Source organism: Taklimakanibacter albus (assembly GCF_016595235.1).
In the GTDB taxonomy this organism is placed as follows: Bacteria; Pseudomonadota; Alphaproteobacteria; order Rhizobiales; family Aestuariivirgaceae; genus Taklimakanibacter; species Taklimakanibacter albus.
In genome coordinates this window covers 548,629-566,065 of sequence record NZ_JAENHL010000004.1, presented here as the reverse complement: position 1 = coordinate 566,065, position 17,437 = coordinate 548,629, and the positions used below count along the sequence as shown (strand labels likewise).

Annotated in this window: 17 protein-coding genes; 9 read left to right on the top strand and 8 right to left on the bottom strand. The window is 63.2% G+C overall.

Features of this window, described 5'->3' with window-relative positions; translation table 11 throughout:
• Positions 1-132: 132 nt before the first annotated feature.
• Both JHL16_RS04050 and JHL16_RS04045 read right to left on the bottom strand, forming a co-directional pair.
• Positions 133-825: a DUF4336 domain-containing protein gene (locus tag JHL16_RS04050; protein WP_200183596.1), complete on the bottom strand. Its 693-nt coding sequence runs from the start codon at positions 823-825 to the stop codon at positions 133-135.
• A gap of 8 nt (positions 826-833) precedes the next feature.
• Positions 834-1,427, bottom strand: coding sequence for a TetR/AcrR family transcriptional regulator (locus tag JHL16_RS04045; RefSeq protein ID WP_200183595.1), 594 nt, complete (start codon positions 1,425-1,427; stop codon positions 834-836).
• A gap of 160 nt (positions 1,428-1,587) precedes the next feature.
• Between JHL16_RS04045 and JHL16_RS04040 the strand changes: the two genes are divergently transcribed.
• The 6 genes from JHL16_RS04040 (at position 1,588) to ettA (ending at position 7,969) form a co-directional block, all read left to right on the top strand.
• Positions 1,588-3,588, top strand: a complete 2,001-nt coding sequence (locus JHL16_RS04040) for a hydantoinase/oxoprolinase family protein (RefSeq protein WP_200183594.1) — start codon at positions 1,588-1,590, stop codon at positions 3,586-3,588.
• 64 nt (positions 3,589-3,652) lie between these two features.
• On the top strand, positions 3,653-4,552 hold the full coding sequence (locus JHL16_RS04035) for a diacylglycerol kinase family protein (protein ID WP_200183593.1): 900 nt from the start codon (positions 3,653-3,655) through the stop codon (positions 4,550-4,552).
• Between the two features lie 156 nt (positions 4,553-4,708).
• The gene (locus tag JHL16_RS04030; RefSeq protein WP_200183592.1) at positions 4,709-4,846 is read left to right on the top strand and encodes a hypothetical protein; all 138 of its coding nucleotides are present in this window, start codon (positions 4,709-4,711) and stop codon (positions 4,844-4,846) included.
• 80 nt (positions 4,847-4,926) lie between these two features.
• Positions 4,927-5,307, top strand: coding sequence for a hypothetical protein (locus JHL16_RS04025; protein WP_200183591.1), 381 nt, complete (start codon positions 4,927-4,929; stop codon positions 5,305-5,307).
• Between the two features lie 66 nt (positions 5,308-5,373).
• The gene (locus JHL16_RS04020) at positions 5,374-6,159 is read left to right on the top strand and encodes a TerC family protein (protein WP_200183590.1); all 786 of its coding nucleotides are present in this window, start codon (positions 5,374-5,376) and stop codon (positions 6,157-6,159) included.
• Positions 6,160-6,313: 154 nt separating this feature from the next.
• Complete coding sequence (ettA, locus tag JHL16_RS04015) at positions 6,314-7,969, top strand: energy-dependent translational throttle protein EttA (protein ID WP_200183589.1); 1,656 nt, start codon at positions 6,314-6,316, stop codon at positions 7,967-7,969.
• A 187-nt stretch (positions 7,970-8,156) separates the two neighbouring features.
• On the opposite strand, the gene cnbZ is transcribed toward ettA, so the two are convergent.
• From cnbZ to JHL16_RS03995, 4 genes are all read right to left on the bottom strand, one after another.
• Positions 8,157-8,912 carry a 2-amino-5-chloromuconate deaminase CnbZ gene (cnbZ, locus tag JHL16_RS04010; protein WP_200183588.1) on the bottom strand — a complete coding sequence of 252 codons (756 nt, stop codon included), beginning with the start codon at positions 8,910-8,912 and terminating at the stop codon, positions 8,157-8,159.
• The gene (locus JHL16_RS04005; protein WP_200183587.1) at positions 8,909-9,934 is read right to left on the bottom strand and encodes a histone deacetylase family protein; all 1,026 of its coding nucleotides are present in this window, start codon (positions 9,932-9,934) and stop codon (positions 8,909-8,911) included. Before JHL16_RS04005 ends, cnbZ begins: the two co-directional genes overlap by 4 nt.
• 21 nt (positions 9,935-9,955) lie before the next feature.
• Positions 9,956-11,893, bottom strand: a complete 1,938-nt coding sequence (locus tag JHL16_RS04000) for a 2Fe-2S iron-sulfur cluster-binding protein (protein ID WP_200183586.1) — start codon at positions 11,891-11,893, stop codon at positions 9,956-9,958.
• 103 nt (positions 11,894-11,996) lie between these two features.
• Entirely contained in the window at positions 11,997-12,770 is a 774-nt protein-coding gene (locus tag JHL16_RS03995; RefSeq protein WP_200183585.1) for a helix-turn-helix domain-containing protein, read from the bottom strand.
• Between the two features lie 167 nt (positions 12,771-12,937).
• Here JHL16_RS03995 and JHL16_RS03990 point away from each other — a divergent pair, with 167 nt between their 5' ends.
• Positions 12,938-13,567: an FMN-binding negative transcriptional regulator gene (locus tag JHL16_RS03990; RefSeq protein WP_200183584.1), complete on the top strand. Its 630-nt coding sequence runs from the start codon at positions 12,938-12,940 to the stop codon at positions 13,565-13,567.
• Here the strand turns inward: JHL16_RS03990 and JHL16_RS03985 are convergent, their stop codons facing one another.
• On the bottom strand, positions 13,568-14,272 hold the full coding sequence (locus JHL16_RS03985) for a winged helix-turn-helix transcriptional regulator (RefSeq protein ID WP_420884511.1): 705 nt from the start codon (positions 14,270-14,272) through the stop codon (positions 13,568-13,570).
• Between the two features lie 196 nt (positions 14,273-14,468).
• On the opposite strand from JHL16_RS03985, the gene JHL16_RS03980 reads away from it, so the two are divergent.
• Together JHL16_RS03980 and tam are read left to right on the top strand one after the other, a co-directional pair.
• Entirely contained in the window at positions 14,469-15,605 is a 1,137-nt protein-coding gene (locus JHL16_RS03980; protein ID WP_200183583.1) for an acyl-CoA dehydrogenase family protein, read from the top strand.
• Positions 15,606-15,724: 119 nt separating this feature from the next.
• Positions 15,725-16,489: a trans-aconitate 2-methyltransferase gene (gene tam / locus JHL16_RS03975; protein ID WP_200183582.1), complete on the top strand. Its 765-nt coding sequence runs from the start codon at positions 15,725-15,727 to the stop codon at positions 16,487-16,489.
• On the opposite strand, the gene JHL16_RS03970 is transcribed toward tam, so the two are convergent.
• A complete protein-coding gene (locus JHL16_RS03970) occupies positions 16,470-17,207 on the bottom strand; it encodes a YggS family pyridoxal phosphate-dependent enzyme (RefSeq protein WP_200183581.1) in 738 nt (245 codons plus the stop codon). The genes tam and JHL16_RS03970 overlap by 20 nt on opposite strands.
• Positions 17,208-17,437 lie beyond the last annotated feature (230 nt).

Here is a 17,437-nt window from a genome sequence, read left to right as displayed (position 1 = left end):
ACACCTCCCCAGCCCGAACCGCCGCCACCCGAGCCGGCGCCCATCCCGCCGCATGATCCGGTGCCCAATCCCAATCCGCAGCCGACGCCGGGAAAGCCGTTGTAAGGTTACTCTTAGATCGTCAAACGGCCTTCACGCGATCAGCCATCTGAAAGCGCGGCGTAAAAATGCTTGGCCGCCAGTGGTCACGGGCATTCCGTGCGCCATCAGCACCGTTTCAATAGGCCATGAGAGAATGCGTTCAACGGAAGCCCGCGCGGCGCGACGGTCTTTAAAGGCTACTCGAAATTTGCGCGGCACGGATGGCTCCGGGCCGAGCATGAGGTCCCACTTCGCGACAATCGCCCGCCAGCCGGAGAACCAGCCGGTGGGAAATTGCTGTATGAGATCGGTGAAAATCACGGTGCTGCTCGCGCGGTGAAAGAACACCACCTCGCTCGTTATGACGTTGCCCTTCATCACAACATGCTCGATCCCTCCCGACCAAGCCGGAATTGGCGCCGAGTCCAGCGCGTCGTCAAATGTGAGGTCCGGGCGTTTGCCGCGAAGGCCGGGAGGGGCATAGAGGAGTGCGTCCGGATAGGCCTGTTTCCACTCGGCGATGAACAGGTGATGCAATGTGTTCGGCGCGATCAGATGGCGAACCTTGCCGAGCGCATCGACCTCGGTGCGCAGGCCTTCCGTCAGTGCGACAGGCGACCATACGAACAGGTCATCGCCGGGCAATCTGATGACAGTCATCCGCGTCGGATAGCGGAATCCCAACATGGCTGCGACCTCGGTGCCTTCCGCGGTCCAGATCTCACGGCCAAATTGTTTCAGCATGACTGATGTCATTTGGTCGGCCGGGGCCGTGGTTGCGCGCCGATGCCTTCAATAACGATACGAATCAGGTGCCTGATGCCGTCGGCGCTGAACGGTCCGTCGGAGAGGGCGGTGAGCATGGCCTGGCCATAGATTCCAAGCAGGACGAGAGCCATGAAATTGGGATCGTCATCCGTGCGGATCACACCTTGCCGTTGGCCGAGGACGAGAAGGTCCCGGACGAGCCGCTGAAAGGAAGGGCGGTCGGACGGTGGCTCGAGGGACGGCCGTTCGGCCGGCGCAAGGGCGAGCCGCGCGAGCGTGGGATTGGCCAGGCACCAGCCCGCGCTATCGAGAAAGACTTTTTCCAGAAGGACCAGGACGTCTTCATTCGCCCTCATGCGCACGCGATATATCTCGTCTCCGGCCTCGACCTGGGCGATGAGGCGCAACGCGATGTCTTCCTTCGAGCTGAACAGATTGTAGACCGTCTTGCGCGTCAGCCCCGCCCGCGTCGCGATTTCCTCGACCGATGTATGGGCGAAACCCAGTTCTCGGAACGCCTTGTCGGCGGCGAGGAGAATGAGATTTCGCGATCGCTCTGTTCGCTTCAAGGGTATCATTTTTATACAGTAGTATAAAATTACTCATATGTGAAGTAATGCCGTGTTTGCAGAATTCTGAATCGGTTGAATCACTTGCAGCCGTTTGCTGAAGTCGCATCCGAGCCGTGCGGCGGCGTGCATTGACAGGGCGGGGCCCGCTTGTTAGCGGCCTCTCATCATGTCGCAAGCGCCAGAGTCCTATTTCATCGGTGTCGATACCGGCGGCACCTATACCGATGCCGCGGTCATCGAAGCCGCCAATCATCGTGTCATCGCCTCGGCGAAAGCGATCACCACCAAGGGTGATCTCGCCATCGGCGTGACCGAAGCCATCACCAAGGCGGTGGCGAGCCTGCCGCGGGGGCTCAAGCCGGAGGACATCTCGCTCGTCTCGGTGTCGACCACGCTCGCCACCAATGCGGTGGTCGAGGGCCATGGCAGCGCCGTCGGTGTCGTTCTCTCGGGCTTCGATGCGCAAATGGTCGAGCGGACCGGCATCGCCAAGGCGTTTCCGGGCATGCCGGTGGAGATGATCGCCGGCGGACATGACCACAATGGCGATGAGAAGACGGCGCTCGATATCGCCGGCCTCGAGGCGGTGCTCGGCCGGATCGGCGGCAAATGCGACGCCTTCGCCGTCGCTTCCGCCTTCGCGGTGCGCAATCCGGCGCATGAGCACAAGATCCGCGAGATCATCACCGCCCGGACGGGCAAGCCGGTGACACTGTCGACCGAGCTTTCATCGTCGCTCGACGCGCCGCGCCGGGCGCTCACCGCCTCTCTCAATGCCAGGCTCATCTCGCGCATCTCCTTCCTGATCGAGGCGGTGAGCCGCGCCATGACCGGCCTCAAGATCGTCTGTCCCCTGATGATCGTGAAGGGCGACGGCACACTGGCGCTGGCCGAGACGGTGGCGATGCGGCCGATCGAGACGGTGCTGTCGGGACCGGCGGCGAGCCTCGTCGGCGCCCGCTGGCTGTCTGGCCTCAGCGACTTCATCATGTCCGACATGGGCGGCACCACCACCGATCTGGGCGTCCTCAAGGACGGACGTCCGCGCGTCACCGAGGAGGGGGCGGAAGTCGGTGGCTGGCGCACCATGGTGAAAGCCATCGATGTGCGCACCATCGGGCTCGGCGGCGATTCCGAGATCCATTTCGAAGCCAATGGCGGGCTCAGCGTCGGGCCGCAGCGCATCGTGCCGGTGTCGCTGATCGCCCAGCGCTTCCCGGAAGTGCTGGCAATGCTCGACAGCGATCTCGCCGACACCGAAGGCGGGTCGATGCATGGCCGCTTCGTGGTGCATCCCTTCGGCGCCGCCAACCGGCTCGCGGCGACCGACCTCTCGGCTCGCGAGAAGGAAATACTCGATCTCGTCACCGACCGGCCGAAGCCGGTGCGCAAAGTGGCGGTGTCGTCGGGCGCCCAGCGCGCGCTGGCGGCGCTCAAACGGAAAGGCCTCGTGCAGATATGCGGCTTCACGCCGTCGGACGCCGCCCATGTGCTCGATCTCCAGGCCAACTGGTCGAAGCCCGCGGCCGAGAAGGCGGCGCAGCTCCTGGTGCGTTTCCGCGAGATGAAGATGCCGTCGCCCGAACGGGTGAAGGGCTTCTGCGAGGAAGTGTGGTCGGATGTGGTGCGGCTCACCGGGCGCGTCATCCTCGACACGGCGCTCGGCCAGAAGACCGGCGGCGACACCTTGCTCGATGCGGTCTGCTCAGGACGCGGCGGCATCGGTCTCACCCGCATCGGACTGAGCCCCACCGTGCCGGTGGTGGCGGTCGGCGGGCCGGTGAAGATCTATTATGGCGAAGTGGGCAAGCGGCTTGGCGCCGAGATCGTCTTTCCGGAATTCTGCGATGTCGCCAATGCGGTGGGTGCTGCGACCGGCGTCGTGTCGCGCGCCGTGACGGTGACGCTTGAAGGCGACGGCAGCGGGCTCTTCCGCCTGCATGGGCCGGAAGGCACCAGGAGCCTCACTTCCGGTACGCAGGCGCTCGCGGAGGGCGAAGCCCTGGCTCGCCAGGCGGCGCTCACCGCCGTCACACAGATGGGGGCGGGCAAAGCGGAGGTGAAAGTCAGCATCGCCAAGAGCTATCTGCCGGACGCCGTCGACGACAATGGTCTGCTCAAAGCCGAGATCACCGCCGAAGCCATCGGACGGCCGGAAACGAGGTAGGGAACTTTTCGGACGATTCCGGGTTACCCCTCACGAAACGGAGGGCGGCATCCTGAAAATCGGCGTGGTTCTCAATCGCGACAGCGGCACGCTCCGGGATGGCGATGCCGACAAGATGGCGGAGACCATCGCCGAGATCATCCGCAGTCATCACCACAGTCCAGATGTGAAGCTGGTCGGCGGATCAGAGATCCAGGCGGCGCTCGAGACGGCGCGCGAAAGCCATGATGCCGTACTGGTCGGCGGCGGCGATGGGACCGTCTCCACCGCGGCCGCGGTCTTTGCCGGCCACAAGACGGCGCTCGGTATCCTGCCGCTCGGCACGATGAATCTGTTCGCCCGCGCGCTCGCCATTCCGCTCAAGCTCGAGGATGCGGTCGCGGCTCTCGCGACCGGTGAAAAACGGCTGATCGATGTCGGCGAGGTGAATGGCGAGATCTTCGTCCATCATGTGACGCTGGGCCTGCATCCACGCATCGTGGCGGGGCGCGAGAAGCAAAGCTACCGCTCGCGGCTCGGCAAGAAACTTGCGGGTTTAAGGACCTGGTGGAAGCTGGTGCGCCAGGCGCCGCGCCTGCGGCTCAGGCTCGAGATCGATAAGGAACGCCTCAGCCTTAGAACCGCATCGCTGATCATCGCCAACAACCCCTTCGTCGAAAAACTGGGTGGCCTGCCGCATAGCGAAGTCCCCGACCAGGGCAAGCTTGCCATCTATGCGGCGCAGACCCGCGACTGGAAGGAGCTGTTCGCCATGTCGGCCCAGGCGAGCATGGGCAAATGGGAAAGCAACAGCAGGCTCGACTTCCTGGAGGGACGCCAGATCACCCTCCACGCCAAACGCCGGAAACTTCTGGCCTCTGTCGATGGCGAACTCATTCATCTTGCCACGCCGCTGAAGGCCAGGATTCTGCCCGGATCGCTCTGGGTCCTGTGTCCGGCACCTGCCGAGGCGACGTCCGGCTAAAAAAGGTTCCCAGTTGCGAAACTTTTCCGTCGCCCATCCGTTACGTGGTCAGGTAGGAGGCCCTCCTGGCCGCCGCCAGGGGACCGTGCGGAGCTTCTGGCGGCGGCGATAAGCCGGCATTCGTGCCGTGCCCTCCCTCAAGCTGGAGGACTTGTCATGACCCAAGATGATGAAATGGAAGTCGAAACCGAGCGGGTCCGCTCAGGCATCGAGCTCCACCGTATGCGCTTCGTTCTAGGATTTGGTTTGCTGGGCGCCGGAGCCGCCGTGCTTCTCGCCTGGGCCTGGTTCTGACAGGCGCATTCTCTTTACAGAATCGCTTTTCTGCTGTCTCTGAGCGCATTCGAGGGGGCGCTCAGAACTAGGAGAATCCGATGACGGGCGCGGCACGCAATTTCTTCATCCTGGCACTTCTTTACGGCATCGCCGGGATGCTGCTCGGACTTTATATGGGATTGTCGCAGGACCACAGCCAGATGCCGGTGCATGCCCATGCCATGGTGCTGGGCTGGCTGATGTCGGGTTTCTTCGCCTTCTTCTATCATTTCTTCCCGGCGATCGGTCAATCGCGCCTGGCGACGGTGCATTTCTGGCTGACCGCGGCCAGCGGCATCATCCTGCTTGTGTCGTTGTACTTCCTGTTTGCAGGCAATCCGGTTGTCGAGCCGGTGGCGGGCATCGCGTCCATGGCGTTCTTCGCCTGCTTCCTGTTGTTCGTCTGGATCGCCCGGCCGGCCTTCAGTCGCGCCGGCTGATTTTCCACCCTTGCGCGCTCCCTGCCGGGCTGGCAACTAGACGCCAGTCCAGTTGGGGGAATGCAGATGGCCGAATTCTTCACGCCCGAGAATCTGATGACGTTTCTGGTGCTGACCGCGCTGGAAACGGTGTTGGGCTTCGACAACCTCCTTTACATTTCGATCGAAGCCAAGAAGGTCGCGCCCGACCGGCAGAAATATGTGCGCCAGGTCGGCATCGTGCTGGCCATAGGCTTGCGTATCGCGCTGCTTTTCGTCGTCCTCCAGCTCATCAGCGCCTTCCAGGATCCGCTGTTCAGCTTCGACCTCTCGCCGGTGGCGGCGGGGTCAGTCAACGGCCACAGCGTCATCGTGCTCCTGGGCGGCCTGTTCCTGCTCTATACGGCGCTCAAGGAGATCTATCATATGCTGGCGGCGCCCGAGCTCGGCCACGGTCAGCAGAATGGCCGCGCCATGCGCAGCGTCGCCTCGGCGCTGATGTGGATCCTGATCATGAACATCGTCTTCTCCTTCGACACGGTGCTGTCGGCGGTGGCGCTCACCAAGAATTTCTGGGTAATGGCGCTCGCCATCATCATCTCGGGCGTGCTGATGGTGATGCTGGCCGAGCGGGTGGCGAGCTTCCTCGCCAAAAACCGCATGTATGAGGTGCTGGGCCTGTTCGTGCTGCTGCTGGTGGGCGTCATGCTGACGGCGGAGGGCGGCCATATCGCGCATCTCAGCTTCTTCGGCTATCCGATCGAGCCGATGGCCAAGAGCACCTTCTATTTCGTGGTGATCGCCCTGGTCATCGTCGACATCATCCAGGGGCGCTATCAGAAGAAGCTCCTGGCGGAGAAGGGGGATCACTGAGGCTCACCCCACCCGGCGCTGCGCGCCACCCTCCCCGCAAAAGCGGGGAGGGAGCAGTTGGGGTGCTCCCGCGTAAGGGGACGTCCTCATTGCAAGAACCGGCGTGATCGGTTAGAAGCCGGCCCAACTCCATTCATCGACAAGACGGAAAGAGATGGCGCGTCAGTTCATCTATCATATGCACGGCCTTTCCAAAGCCTATGCGGGCGGCAAGAAGGTCCTCGACAATGTCAACCTGTCCTTCTACCCGGACGCCAAGATCGGCGTGCTCGGCCCCAATGGCTCGGGCAAATCGACACTTTTGCGGGTGATGGCCGGTCTCGACACCGAATTCAGCGGGGAAGCCTGGGTCGCCGAGGGCGCCACCGTCGGCTATCTCCAGCAGGAGCCCCAGCTCGACCCGCAGCTCAATGTGCTGGGCAATGTCATGGAAGGGGTCGCCGCCAAGAAGGCGATCCTCGATGAATACAACGCCCTGATGGCCGACTACTCGGATGAGAATGCCGAGAAGGCCGCGGCGCTGCAGGACCAGATTGACGCCCAGAATCTTTGGGACCTCGAAAGCCAGGTTGAGCAGGCGATGGACGCCATGCGCTGCCCGCCCGGCGATGTCATGATCGATAATCTCTCGGGCGGTGAGCGCCGCCGCGTGGCCCTGACCCAGCTGCTGCTGGCCAAGCCGGATCTCCTGCTCCTCGACGAGCCGACCAACCATCTCGACGCCGAAAGCGTCAACTGGCTCGAGCATCATTTGCGCGATTATCCGGGCGCCATCCTGATCGTCACCCATGACCGCTACTTCCTCGACAATGTGACGGGCTGGATCCTCGAGCTCGATCGCGGCCGCAGCATTCCCTATGAGGGCAACTACTCGGCCTATCTCGGCCAGAAGGCCAAGCGCTTCGCGCAGGAAGCGCGCGAGGACGCGGCGCGCCAGAAGGTGCTGGAGCGCGAGCAGGAATGGATCGCCTCATCGCCCAAGGCGCGGCAGGCCAAGTCCAAGGCCCGCTTCAAGGCCTATGACGAGCTGGTCACGGCGAACGAGAACCGTCTCAAATCGACGACGGCGCAGATCATCATTCCGCCCGGCGAGAGGCTCGGCGGCAATGTCATCGATCTCGAGGGCGTGTCCAAGGGTTATGGCGACACGCTTCTCATCGACGATCTCACCATCAAGCTGCCGCCCGGCGGCATTGTCGGCGTGATCGGCCCGAACGGCGCGGGCAAGACCACCTTGTTCCGCATGCTGACCGGCCAGGAACAGCCCGATGCGGGCCTGATCAAGATCGGCGAAAGCGTTCATCTGGGCTATGTCGATCAGAGCCGCGACGCGCTCGATCCCAACAAGACCGTGTGGGAAGAGATCTCGGGCGGCAACGACATCATTTACTTGGGGAAGCGTGAATTTAATTCCCGCGCCTATACCGGCGCCTTCAACTTCAAGGGCGCCGACCAGCAGCAGAAAGTGGGCACCCTGTCGGGTGGTCAGCGCAACCGCGTGCATCTGGCCAAGATGCTCAAATCGGGCGCCAATGTGCTGCTCCTCGACGAGCCGACCAATGATCTCGACACCGAAACGCTGGCGGCGCTCGAAGAGGCGCTGGAAGATTTCGCGGGCTGCGCCGTGATCATCAGCCACGACCGCATGTTCCTCGACCGGCTCGCCACCCATATGCTGGCCTTCGAGGGCGACAGCCATGTCGAATGGTTCGAAGGTAACTTCCAGGATTATGAGGAAGACAAGAAGCGCCGCCTCGGCGAGGATTCGGTGATGCCGAAGCGCATCAAATACAAGCAGTTCACGCGCTGACGAACGACAATCACCCGTTCTGTTGAGACGGAACGGGTGAATATGCCCTCATGCTGAGGTGCGAGCGTAGCGAGCCTCGAAGCATCATCCAGGTACAGAGGCCTTGCCGGTGGCCACCCTTCGAGGCCCGCCTTCGGCGGGCACCTCAGGGTGAGGTTGGTGGCTGGGCCTCGGCCTCAATGCGTTTTTAGACCAGCATCTCCAGCGCGACGCCGCGGCAGTCCATCTCGAATTCGAGATCGACGATCGGCGGACGCGTGTAATGCCAGGTGAGCCCCGAGCGCGCCGCGCCGCGACGGACGACCTCATCGGCAAGGAAGGGATGGATATCGTGGATGGTGTAGGCCTGGACCGCGCTCGTCCCCGTCCAGGAAACGCCGAGGCGCGACAAGCGGCGCTCCATCTCGCCCAGCACATAGTGCGCCTTCTCGCGCATGCCGTCCGGGCTGAGGTCGCCGAGGCGCACCGTATGGTCGCGATAATTGGCCTTGCCCTCGACGCTTTCGCCGCTGCCGGCGACGACGAAGCCCGGCCGCTCGGCGGGGCGCTCCACGGTGAAGGTGAAAGCGTGGAAGGAAGGTTCGGCCGGCGGATCGATTTCCGGGCAGACATTGGTGCGCGCCACCGGATTGATCTCGCCGTCGGTAATGCCCCAGCGCTTCAGGGTTTCGACATAGAGCCGGTTGAAGGCGCGGAAGCCTGCTTCATCGAAGGGCGCCGGCGAGCGTAATTCGCAAGCGCAGAAAGAGGTGAGGGGCCGGCCTTGCTGTTTCAGGAAGGCCTCGATCCGCGCGAAGCCTTCGGCGAGCGGCAGGTTGTCGCGAAAGCGCGCCCGCACCAGATCGAAGCCCGGTGCCGCGATCACGCCCGCCGAATATTGGAAGACGCCCGGAACATAGCGATAGCCGCCGGGCGCGAAGAGCGTGGTGTCCTGAGGGGTCATCTGGCTTTCCTGAATGCGGTGAGGAAGGCGGCGAGATTATCGCCGAGCATCGGCGTGAGATAGCCCCCTTCCTGGACAAGCACGGTCGGCAGGCCGATTTCGGCGATGAGGCGCGCCATGATGGTGAAACCTTCGGTGGTGACGGCGCCACCATTGAGCGGGTCGGCCTCATGCGCGTCGAGACCGAGGGCCAGAACGAGAGCACCGGGCTTGAAATCGGCGATACGCTGGATCGCTTTTTCGAGGCCTGAGAGCCACACGCGGTCATTGCCCTTGACCGGCACCGGCAAGTTGAGATTGAAGCCTTCGCCTTCGTCGTCACCTTGCTGCTCGGCGTAGCCGTAATAGAAAGGATAGTAAGTGGCCGGATCGGCATGAACCGAGACGGTCAGCACATCGGCGCGGCCATAGAAGATCGACTGCGTGCCGTTGCCGTGATGGACGTCGATATCGAGGATCGCCACCCGGTCATGGCTGCGGCGCAGATACTGCGCGGCGAGCGCCGAATTGTTGAGATAGCAGAAGCCGCCGGCGCGCTCGCCATAGGCATGATGGCCGGGCGGGCGGCAGAGCGCATAGGCCGAGTCCGCGCCCGTTGCGACAATATCGGCGGCGGTGAGGGCGCTCATCGCCGAGGAAAACACCGTGTCCCAGGTTTGCGCGGTGACGGCGCCGGCGAAATCCATGATGTGCCAGCCGGCACGGCCCAGAATGTGAGACGGATAGGCCGACGGCTCTTCGACCGGGCGGATGCTCGGCATGATCTCAGGGAATGCGCCGGGCAGCTTCATCCATTCGGCATGGCCGTTTTCGAGGAAATCGAGATAACGCTTAGGGTGAATACCCTCGAAATGACGGGCATCGAACATGCGCGGCTCGCTGAGCTCAAGCTCTGCCTTCAATGCACCGGCGATCAGGCGGCGGACCCGCTCCGGGCTTTCGGGGTAGTCGACCAAAGCGCCGTAACGCAAATAACGGGTCGGCGAATGCGCGTTCTGCTTCTCGCTGAAGATGACTTTCATCAGATCCTGTCCGGTTGCGACTCAGAGTTCAATGGAGACATCGCCCAAAGGCGTGGCCTGGCACAAGAGCACATAACCTTGCGCAGGCTCGACGTCGATATCGGGCGGATAGGCCACGTCGCCGGAGATGAGGCGCTGGGCGCAGGACTGGCAATCGCCCTGGCGGCAGACATGGGGCGTGTCGATGCCTTTACTCAGAATAAGGTCGAGCAATGGGCCGTCGGCGGGCGTCCAGGCGAGTTTTGTGCCGGTGCGGGCAAGCGTCACGGTGGTAGGCGGCGCATCGGAGCGGTGTGCGCCTGTGCCGCCCGAGGCCCCAAAGATTTCCAGCTTTATCTGATTGTCCGGCACGCCTCGTGCGATGAGCTGGCGTTTGAGCGTCATCATGAAGTCGTTGGGACCGCAGAGATAGAAATCGGTGCCGGGCAGATCGAGCCGTTTTTCCAGCGTCGCGATGTCGATGCGGCCATGCTGGTCGTAGTCGTGGCCGGGCCGGTCCTGCAAGCGGGGTTGCGAATAGGCGATATGGGTGTGCAGGCGCGGATGCGCCAGGGCGCGCAACTCATTGCGCAGTGGATGTGTGCGACCGTCACGCACGCCGTGAAAGAACCAGACGGGGCGATCCGGCGCCGTCGACTTCAGGTGAAGCAGCATCGACATCATCGGCGTGACACCTACGCCGACGCTGATCAAGGCGACGGGCCGTGAAGACTGATCGTCGAGGCGGAATCGGCCCCGCGGCGCACCGAGCAGCAGCAGCGCTCCCGGCTTTACTTCATCATGAAGCCAGCGGGAGACGGCGCCCCGGCCATGGCGCTTGACGGTGATGCGAAAAATATCTCCCGTCGGGGCGCTGGAAAGGGAATAACAGCGCTCGAGCGCACGGCCCTTCACTTCGGGCCCCGACACGGTGACATATTGCCCGGCCTGGAAACTTTCCAACGGTGCATCATCGGCCGGCGCCAGCAGGAAGGACACGACGCCCTGCGCCTCGTCGTGCCTCTCGCGGCAGACGAAGTCGCGCTTGCCGTTCCAGGCGAGGCGCGGGCGCCAGATGCGCGAGCGCACGAAGGAATTCGAGCAATGGAGAAACATCTCGCGGGTCTCGATGCGGATCTGCCGATCTTCGGGTTCACCGACAAAGCCGTTGAGACGGAGCGATTCCGGCATTCCCGGACGGACGAACAGGCCGCCGACGGCGCCGCGCGGTGATGCGTCAGCGCACGCCAGAAGGTGGCGTTCATCGCATTGGCCTGCAAAGCCTGTCTCGCCGCCGAGCAAGGTGATGTCCAGCTCATCGTCATCGCGGCAATAGGCCAGAACGGCGAAGCGGGTCGCCGCCAGGAAAGCCGATGTATGCGGATCGAAAGTGGCAAAAGCCTTGCGGCGCACATAGTGGCTCGGGGGCTTGTAGGCGTTGGAGAGGCCGCTGCCTTCGAGAATGGTCTGTGCCGAGGGCTGCTGCGGCTCGGGCGCGACGCCCCGATCCGCATGATAGACCAGCTGATCCTTGATCATGGCGAAGAGATCGAGCGGCATCAGATTGGTGGCGGCGGGCGACCAGAATTGCGCGTTCCGGAAAGCGTCGGTGGCGATGAAGTCGGCGCAGGTGATGGTCAGCCTGGCGACGCTGAGCGGCGCCTGACCACGGATGTCGAAGGGCGCCAGGTCTTCGGGTGCCACCGAGATGGCCGATGTGGCCCGGATGCGCAGGAAGCGGTCTTCGCCGGGATTGAGCACGGCGAGACAGACCTTCGGCTCGGCCAGCATGTTGCCGACGGTGTCCAGGCGGTTGTTGCCCGGCCGGTCCGGCAGGATCAGCGTATCGGGCGAGACGACGGCGAGGACCCAAGGCAGGTCACCGCGTGGCGACACGTCGATCCGGTCGCCGCCGGCCCGGCTGGCGATGAACAGAAAGGGCGAGGTCCTGACGAAATCCAGGGCTTCCGGGCTGAGCACGTTGAGGTCCCGAGGTCGGTGGCGTTACGGCCTGACACTGGCAAGAGGCGTTATGGCCTGCATTCGTGAGATGGCCAAGTTACATCGAATTCGGGCCAAACAATCAGCGCGACCGGTATTTCGAGGGGGGCGCCCCGAGAGTGCTGGCGAAGGCGGCGGTAAAGGCGCTGGGACTGTGATAGCCGGCGTCAAGCGCCGCTCCGGTGACGGATTGACCGGTGACGATGCGGGAAAGCCCTTCCAGCAGCCGCAATTGCTGTCGCCATTCACCGAAGCCCAATCCGGTTTCGGCGCGGAAGCGGCGGGTGAGTGTGCGGCGCGCCATGCCGGCCCGGCGCGCCCATCGATCGAGATCGCTCTGGTCACCAGGGTGTTCGAGCAAGGCGGCGCAGATGCGGCGCAACCGCGGATCGGCCGGCATCACCAGGCTCAGAGGCAGGACCGGCATGCGCTGTAGCTCGTCCAGGATCAGTGTCATGACGCGGCCATCGCGGCCCTCCCGGTCATATTCGAGTGGAAGCGCGGTCGCCTCGAGAATGAGCTCGGTGAGCAGGTCGGACACGGCGATGACCTGCGCCTGTTTTGGTAGCGCCACACCGGCCGTCGCCTCATCTATATAAAGAGTGCGGAAGGACACATCGCCCCGGCAGCGCACATCATGGACGGTGAAAGCCGGCAGCCACAAAGCGCGGCCAGGCGGGATGATCCAACTGGCGGCGGCGGTGGTGATCTGCATGACCCCGCTGGTGGCGTGGAGCAACTGGGCGCGCGGATGCGCATGCGGCGGCTCGAAGGTGCTGGCCTTGTAGTCGAGCGCCATGGCGGCAACCGGGCGCGCCACGGTCTGATGATCGGCGGTAGTGGTGCCACGATGCACGGGCCAGTCCTCACGGAGATTGATGGCATCTCAAGCGCATCATCCTCAGGTTACAAGGAAAATCAAGGAGATCGGCGATTAAGTGGACTGCGCTAATTTTCTGGAACTGGAGAGTTCAAGCGGTCCACTTTCGCGGTAGATATCCAGCAAACACGAGGATCTTTCCGATGTATATCCCGCCCGCCTTCCGTGAAGACGACCCTGCGATCCTGCGCGAGCTGATGCGCGGGACGGGACTCGCCAATCTGGTGACGGCGACGGCGGATGGCCCGATCGCCACGCCGCTGCCGCTGGTGCTCGCCGCTGATGAAGGCGAGCAGGGTGTGCTCTACGGCCATCTCGCCAAGGCCAATATGCAATGGAAGACGCCGGTGATCGGCGAGGCGCTCGCCCTCTTCATGGGGCCGGATGCCTATGTGACGCCGTCCTGGTATGCGGCGAAGGCCGAGCACGGCAAAGTCGTGCCGACCTGGAATTATGTGGCGGTGCATGCCTATGGGCCGATCGAATTCTTCGAGGACGAGACACGGCTTCTCGCGGTGGTCAAACGTGTTACCGAATTGCACGAGGGACCGCGTACGACGCCCTGGCAGGTGAGCGATGCGCCCGAGGCCTATATCAAGTCGCAGCTGCGCGGCATTGTCGGCCTGCGCCTGCCGATCACCCGGCTCGAAGGCAAGCGCAAGATGAGCCAGAACCGCAGCGCCGCCGACCGCATCGGCGTCGCCGAGGGGTTGGCCGACAGCGACAAGGCGACGGACCGGCTCGTGGCCGGTCTCATCCCCACAATGGACTGATCAGGCGGCCTGCGCGTCGGCCCGGCTCTTTTCCTTGGCGAAGGGGCTGAGGCCCAGCCATATCTGCATGGAGCGCGCGATCACCGGATCGCCGGCGAGATCGAGGGCGCCCGCCTCCACTTCCTTCGCCACGGTCGAGAGACCCATCCAGATCGCCGTCATGGCGCGCAGCGATCCGGTAACGGCGAGATCGATCTCATGACCAGGATCGACGAGGCAGAGATCGACCATGCCTTTGTCGATGACCAGCCACCAGCGCTGCCGTGCGGCTTCAAGCTCGGGATATTCGAACTGTATGGTGCAGCGCTTCTCGGGCAGGGGCGTCGGGTCGAGATGCCGGCGCATGTCCCACATCAAAAGCGAGGGGTCGAGATTCTTGAGCGACAGGCTCGATTCGACCCAGCGCTGCCCCCAATTGCCAAGCGACATCACCAAGGGCCGCAGATCCTCGCCGGCGCTGGTCAGGACATAATCGACGCCGCTCGACTGCTGCGACGGGCGCGTATAGATGATGCCCGCTTTCTTAAGCTCCTTCAGACGCTTGGACAGGAGGGTCGGCGACATGCGCGGCACACCGCGCCTTATGTCGTTGAACCTCGTGCTGCCGCATAGGACTTCGCGCAGAACCAGCGCCGTCCACCGTGTACAAAAAACTTCCGCCGCCATCGCGACCGGACAGAACTGCCCGTAACTGCCTTGCTCCACGCTAATCTCCTGTGGCCAGGCCCTCGGGCGCGGAAGCTACGCCAAAGGATCGGGCCAAGTCCAGTACAGTTTTGCAAGCTGCGAGAAAGCTGTTCCCACGCTTCCGTCGCCGGTCCGGTACACTTCTGTGACTGGAGCCGCGGACAATATCCGTGGAAAGATAATCACGGGCGCGCATATTGCAGTGGAGATAGACATGGACCAGCCGCAGAATCTTCGTTCCATGAAGCAAGAGAATATTGTCGAGATCGCCGACAGGCTGGGCCAGCGCTTCGCCGCGACTTCGCTCGAGGACGAAGATCATTTCGTTGCCGACAATATCAAAGCCCTGAAAGAGGCCGGGCTCGTCGAGGCCGGCGTACCTGTCGAACTGGGCGGCGGCGGCGCCACGATCGATGAGCTTGCCGAAATGCTGCGCGTGCTGGCGCGTCATTGCGGCTCGACGGCGCTCGCTTTCTCGATGCACACGCATCAGGTGGCGATCCCGGCCTGGCGCTTCACCCATCAAAAGGTCGCCGCAGTCGAGCCGCTGCTCAAACGGATCGCCAATGAGCGCATCATCCTTCTGTCGAGCGGCGGCTCCGACTGGATCGCGGGCTCGGGCAAAGCCGAGAAGGTCGACGGCGGCTACCGTATCACGGCGCGCAAGGTCTTCACCTCGGCGGCGCCGATCGGCGATCTCCTGATGACGGGGGCGGTCGATGAGGCCACGAACGAGGTGCTGCATTTCGGCCTTCCGATGAACTCGCCGCATGTGAAGGTGCTCGACACCTGGCATACGCTCGGCATGCGCGGCACCGGCTCGCATGACGTCATGATCGACGGCCATGTGGTGCCGGACGCAGCGATTGCGCTTCGGCGCAAGGCCGGGCAGTGGCATCCGCTGTTCCAGATCATCGCGACCATCGCTTTCCCGCTTGTCTATTCGGTCTATCTGGGCGTCGCCGAAAGCGCCCGCGACATTGCCGTGGGACTGGCCAAGAAGCGGAAACCGGACAGCCACGTGCTCAAGCTCGTCGGCGAGATGGACACCGCCTTGCGGGCGGCTCAGCTGGCGCGCCGGTCGATGCTGGAGGCGGTGGCGCGCAACGCGCCGTCGGCCGAGAGCATCAATGAGGTGATGATGGGGCGTCAGCTCGTCGGGCAGAATGCGATCCGCGCGGTGGAACTCGCCATGGAAGCTTCGGGCGGCGCCGGCTTCTACCGCGCGCAAGGCCTGGAGCGGCGCTTCCGCGACATCCAGGGCGCGCGTTATCACCCGCTGCAAAGTGGTCCGCAGGCGGAATATGCCGGCGCCATGGCGCTCGGCCTGCCGATCGATACGATATTCTGATTGATTCTTGTCTATTAGCGCGGGATTGCCGCGAAAAACCGGTGTCCACTTTTTCGCATCCCGCGCTTGTGTGATCTCGCCGCTTCTTTGGTCCGGATCAGCCATGCCATAGTCGTGGCATGGCTGACTGGTCTCCGACGCAATATCTCAAATTCGCCGATGAGCGCACGCGCGCGGCGCGCGATCTCCTGGCGCAGGTCCCGCTCGCGCAAGCGCGCAAGGTCTATGATCTGGGCTGCGGGCCCGGTAATTCGACCGCGCTCCTGATCGAGCGATTCCCTGCGGCGGAAGTCATCGGTGTCGATTCATCACCGAGCATGCTGGAAGAAGCGCGCAAGGCGTATCCGCAGGCGCATTTCGTCGAAGGTGATCTCAGCGACTGGTCGCCGGAAGAGGGCGCCGATCTTCTCTTCGCCAATGCCTTGTTCCAATGGGTGCCGGAGCATTTGAAAGTACTGCAGTGCCTCATGACGGCACTGCCGACAGGCGGCGTGCTCGCCGTGCAGATGCCGGACAATCTCGATGAGCCCTCGCATGTGGCGATGCGCGAAACGGCGGCGTCGGGTCCTTGGGCGGATAAGATCAAAAAAGTCGGGCGCGCGCACCTGCCGACGCCGATGGTCTATTACAATGCGCTCAAGCCGCATGCGGCGCGCGTCGATATCTGGCACACCAACTACAATCATCCGATCGACGGCGCCAAAGGCATTGTCGAATGGGTGAAGGGCACGGGGCTCAGGCCCTATATCGATCCTCTCGATGCGGCCGAGCGCCGGGATTTTCTCGCCGCCTATGAAGCGAGGATCGCCAAGGCCTATCCGTTGGCCGATGACGGCAAGGCGCTTCTGCGTTTTCCGCGTCTCTTCATCCTGTGTGTGAAGTAGCATCCGGCCAGTAATGGGAATCGGGCAAAGGTCGCGGCCCGAAGACGGCCTGGCCGACCCGCACGATGGTGGCGCCTTCCTCGATCGCCGTCTCATAGTCGCCCGACATGCCCATGGAGAGATGGTGCAGCGCCTCGCCTTGTGGCGCGTCATTCAGCGCGCGGTCACGGATCTCGCGCAGCACGCGGAAGCAGCGGCGCACTTCCGTCTCGTCGGGCGTGAAACGCGCGAGCGTCATGAAGCCTTGCGGACGGAGTGTCTCGAAGGCAGTCAACTCTTTGAGAAAGGCCGGTACGGCTTCGGGCGTGAGACCATATTTGCTGGCCTCGTTAGACGTGTTCACCTGGACGAGCACGTCGAGGTTCCTCCCCAGAAACTGGAGCCGCTTGTTGAGCGCGGCCGCCAATGAGAGGCGGTCGAGCGATTGCACTTCAGCGGCGAATTTCAGGACGTCCTTGACCTTGTTGCTCTGCAGGTGGCCGATCATCGACCAGCTGACAGGCTCGCCGGCGAGCGCTTCGGCTTTCTTGCCGCCTTCCTGGACCTTGTTCTCGCCGAGATCGGTCTGGCCGGCGTGGATGGCTTCGCGCACGCGGTCGGGGGCAACTGTTTTGGTGACGAGCACGAGCCGCACCGCATCCGCTATTCGTCCCGATCGTGCCGCGGCCGCGGCGATCCGGTTGTGCAGGCGGGCGAGTTTGGCGGCAATTTCGGTCATGGGCTGTTCTCCTAGATCACGATCACTTTAGGTCGTTCCGACCTAAAGTGATCGTGATCGGAATCTTATATTTAGCGCGTGATCGGACGGAAAACCGGTGTCCACTTTTCCTGATCACGCGCTAGGGCCGTGCATAGGTGCACTCGGACTTGTTGAGAAGAGCCAGTTTCTCAAAAATGATGCAGACCGGATGATCGCGCGGCGGCGAAGGCGCCCAGTCAGTCCTCGTC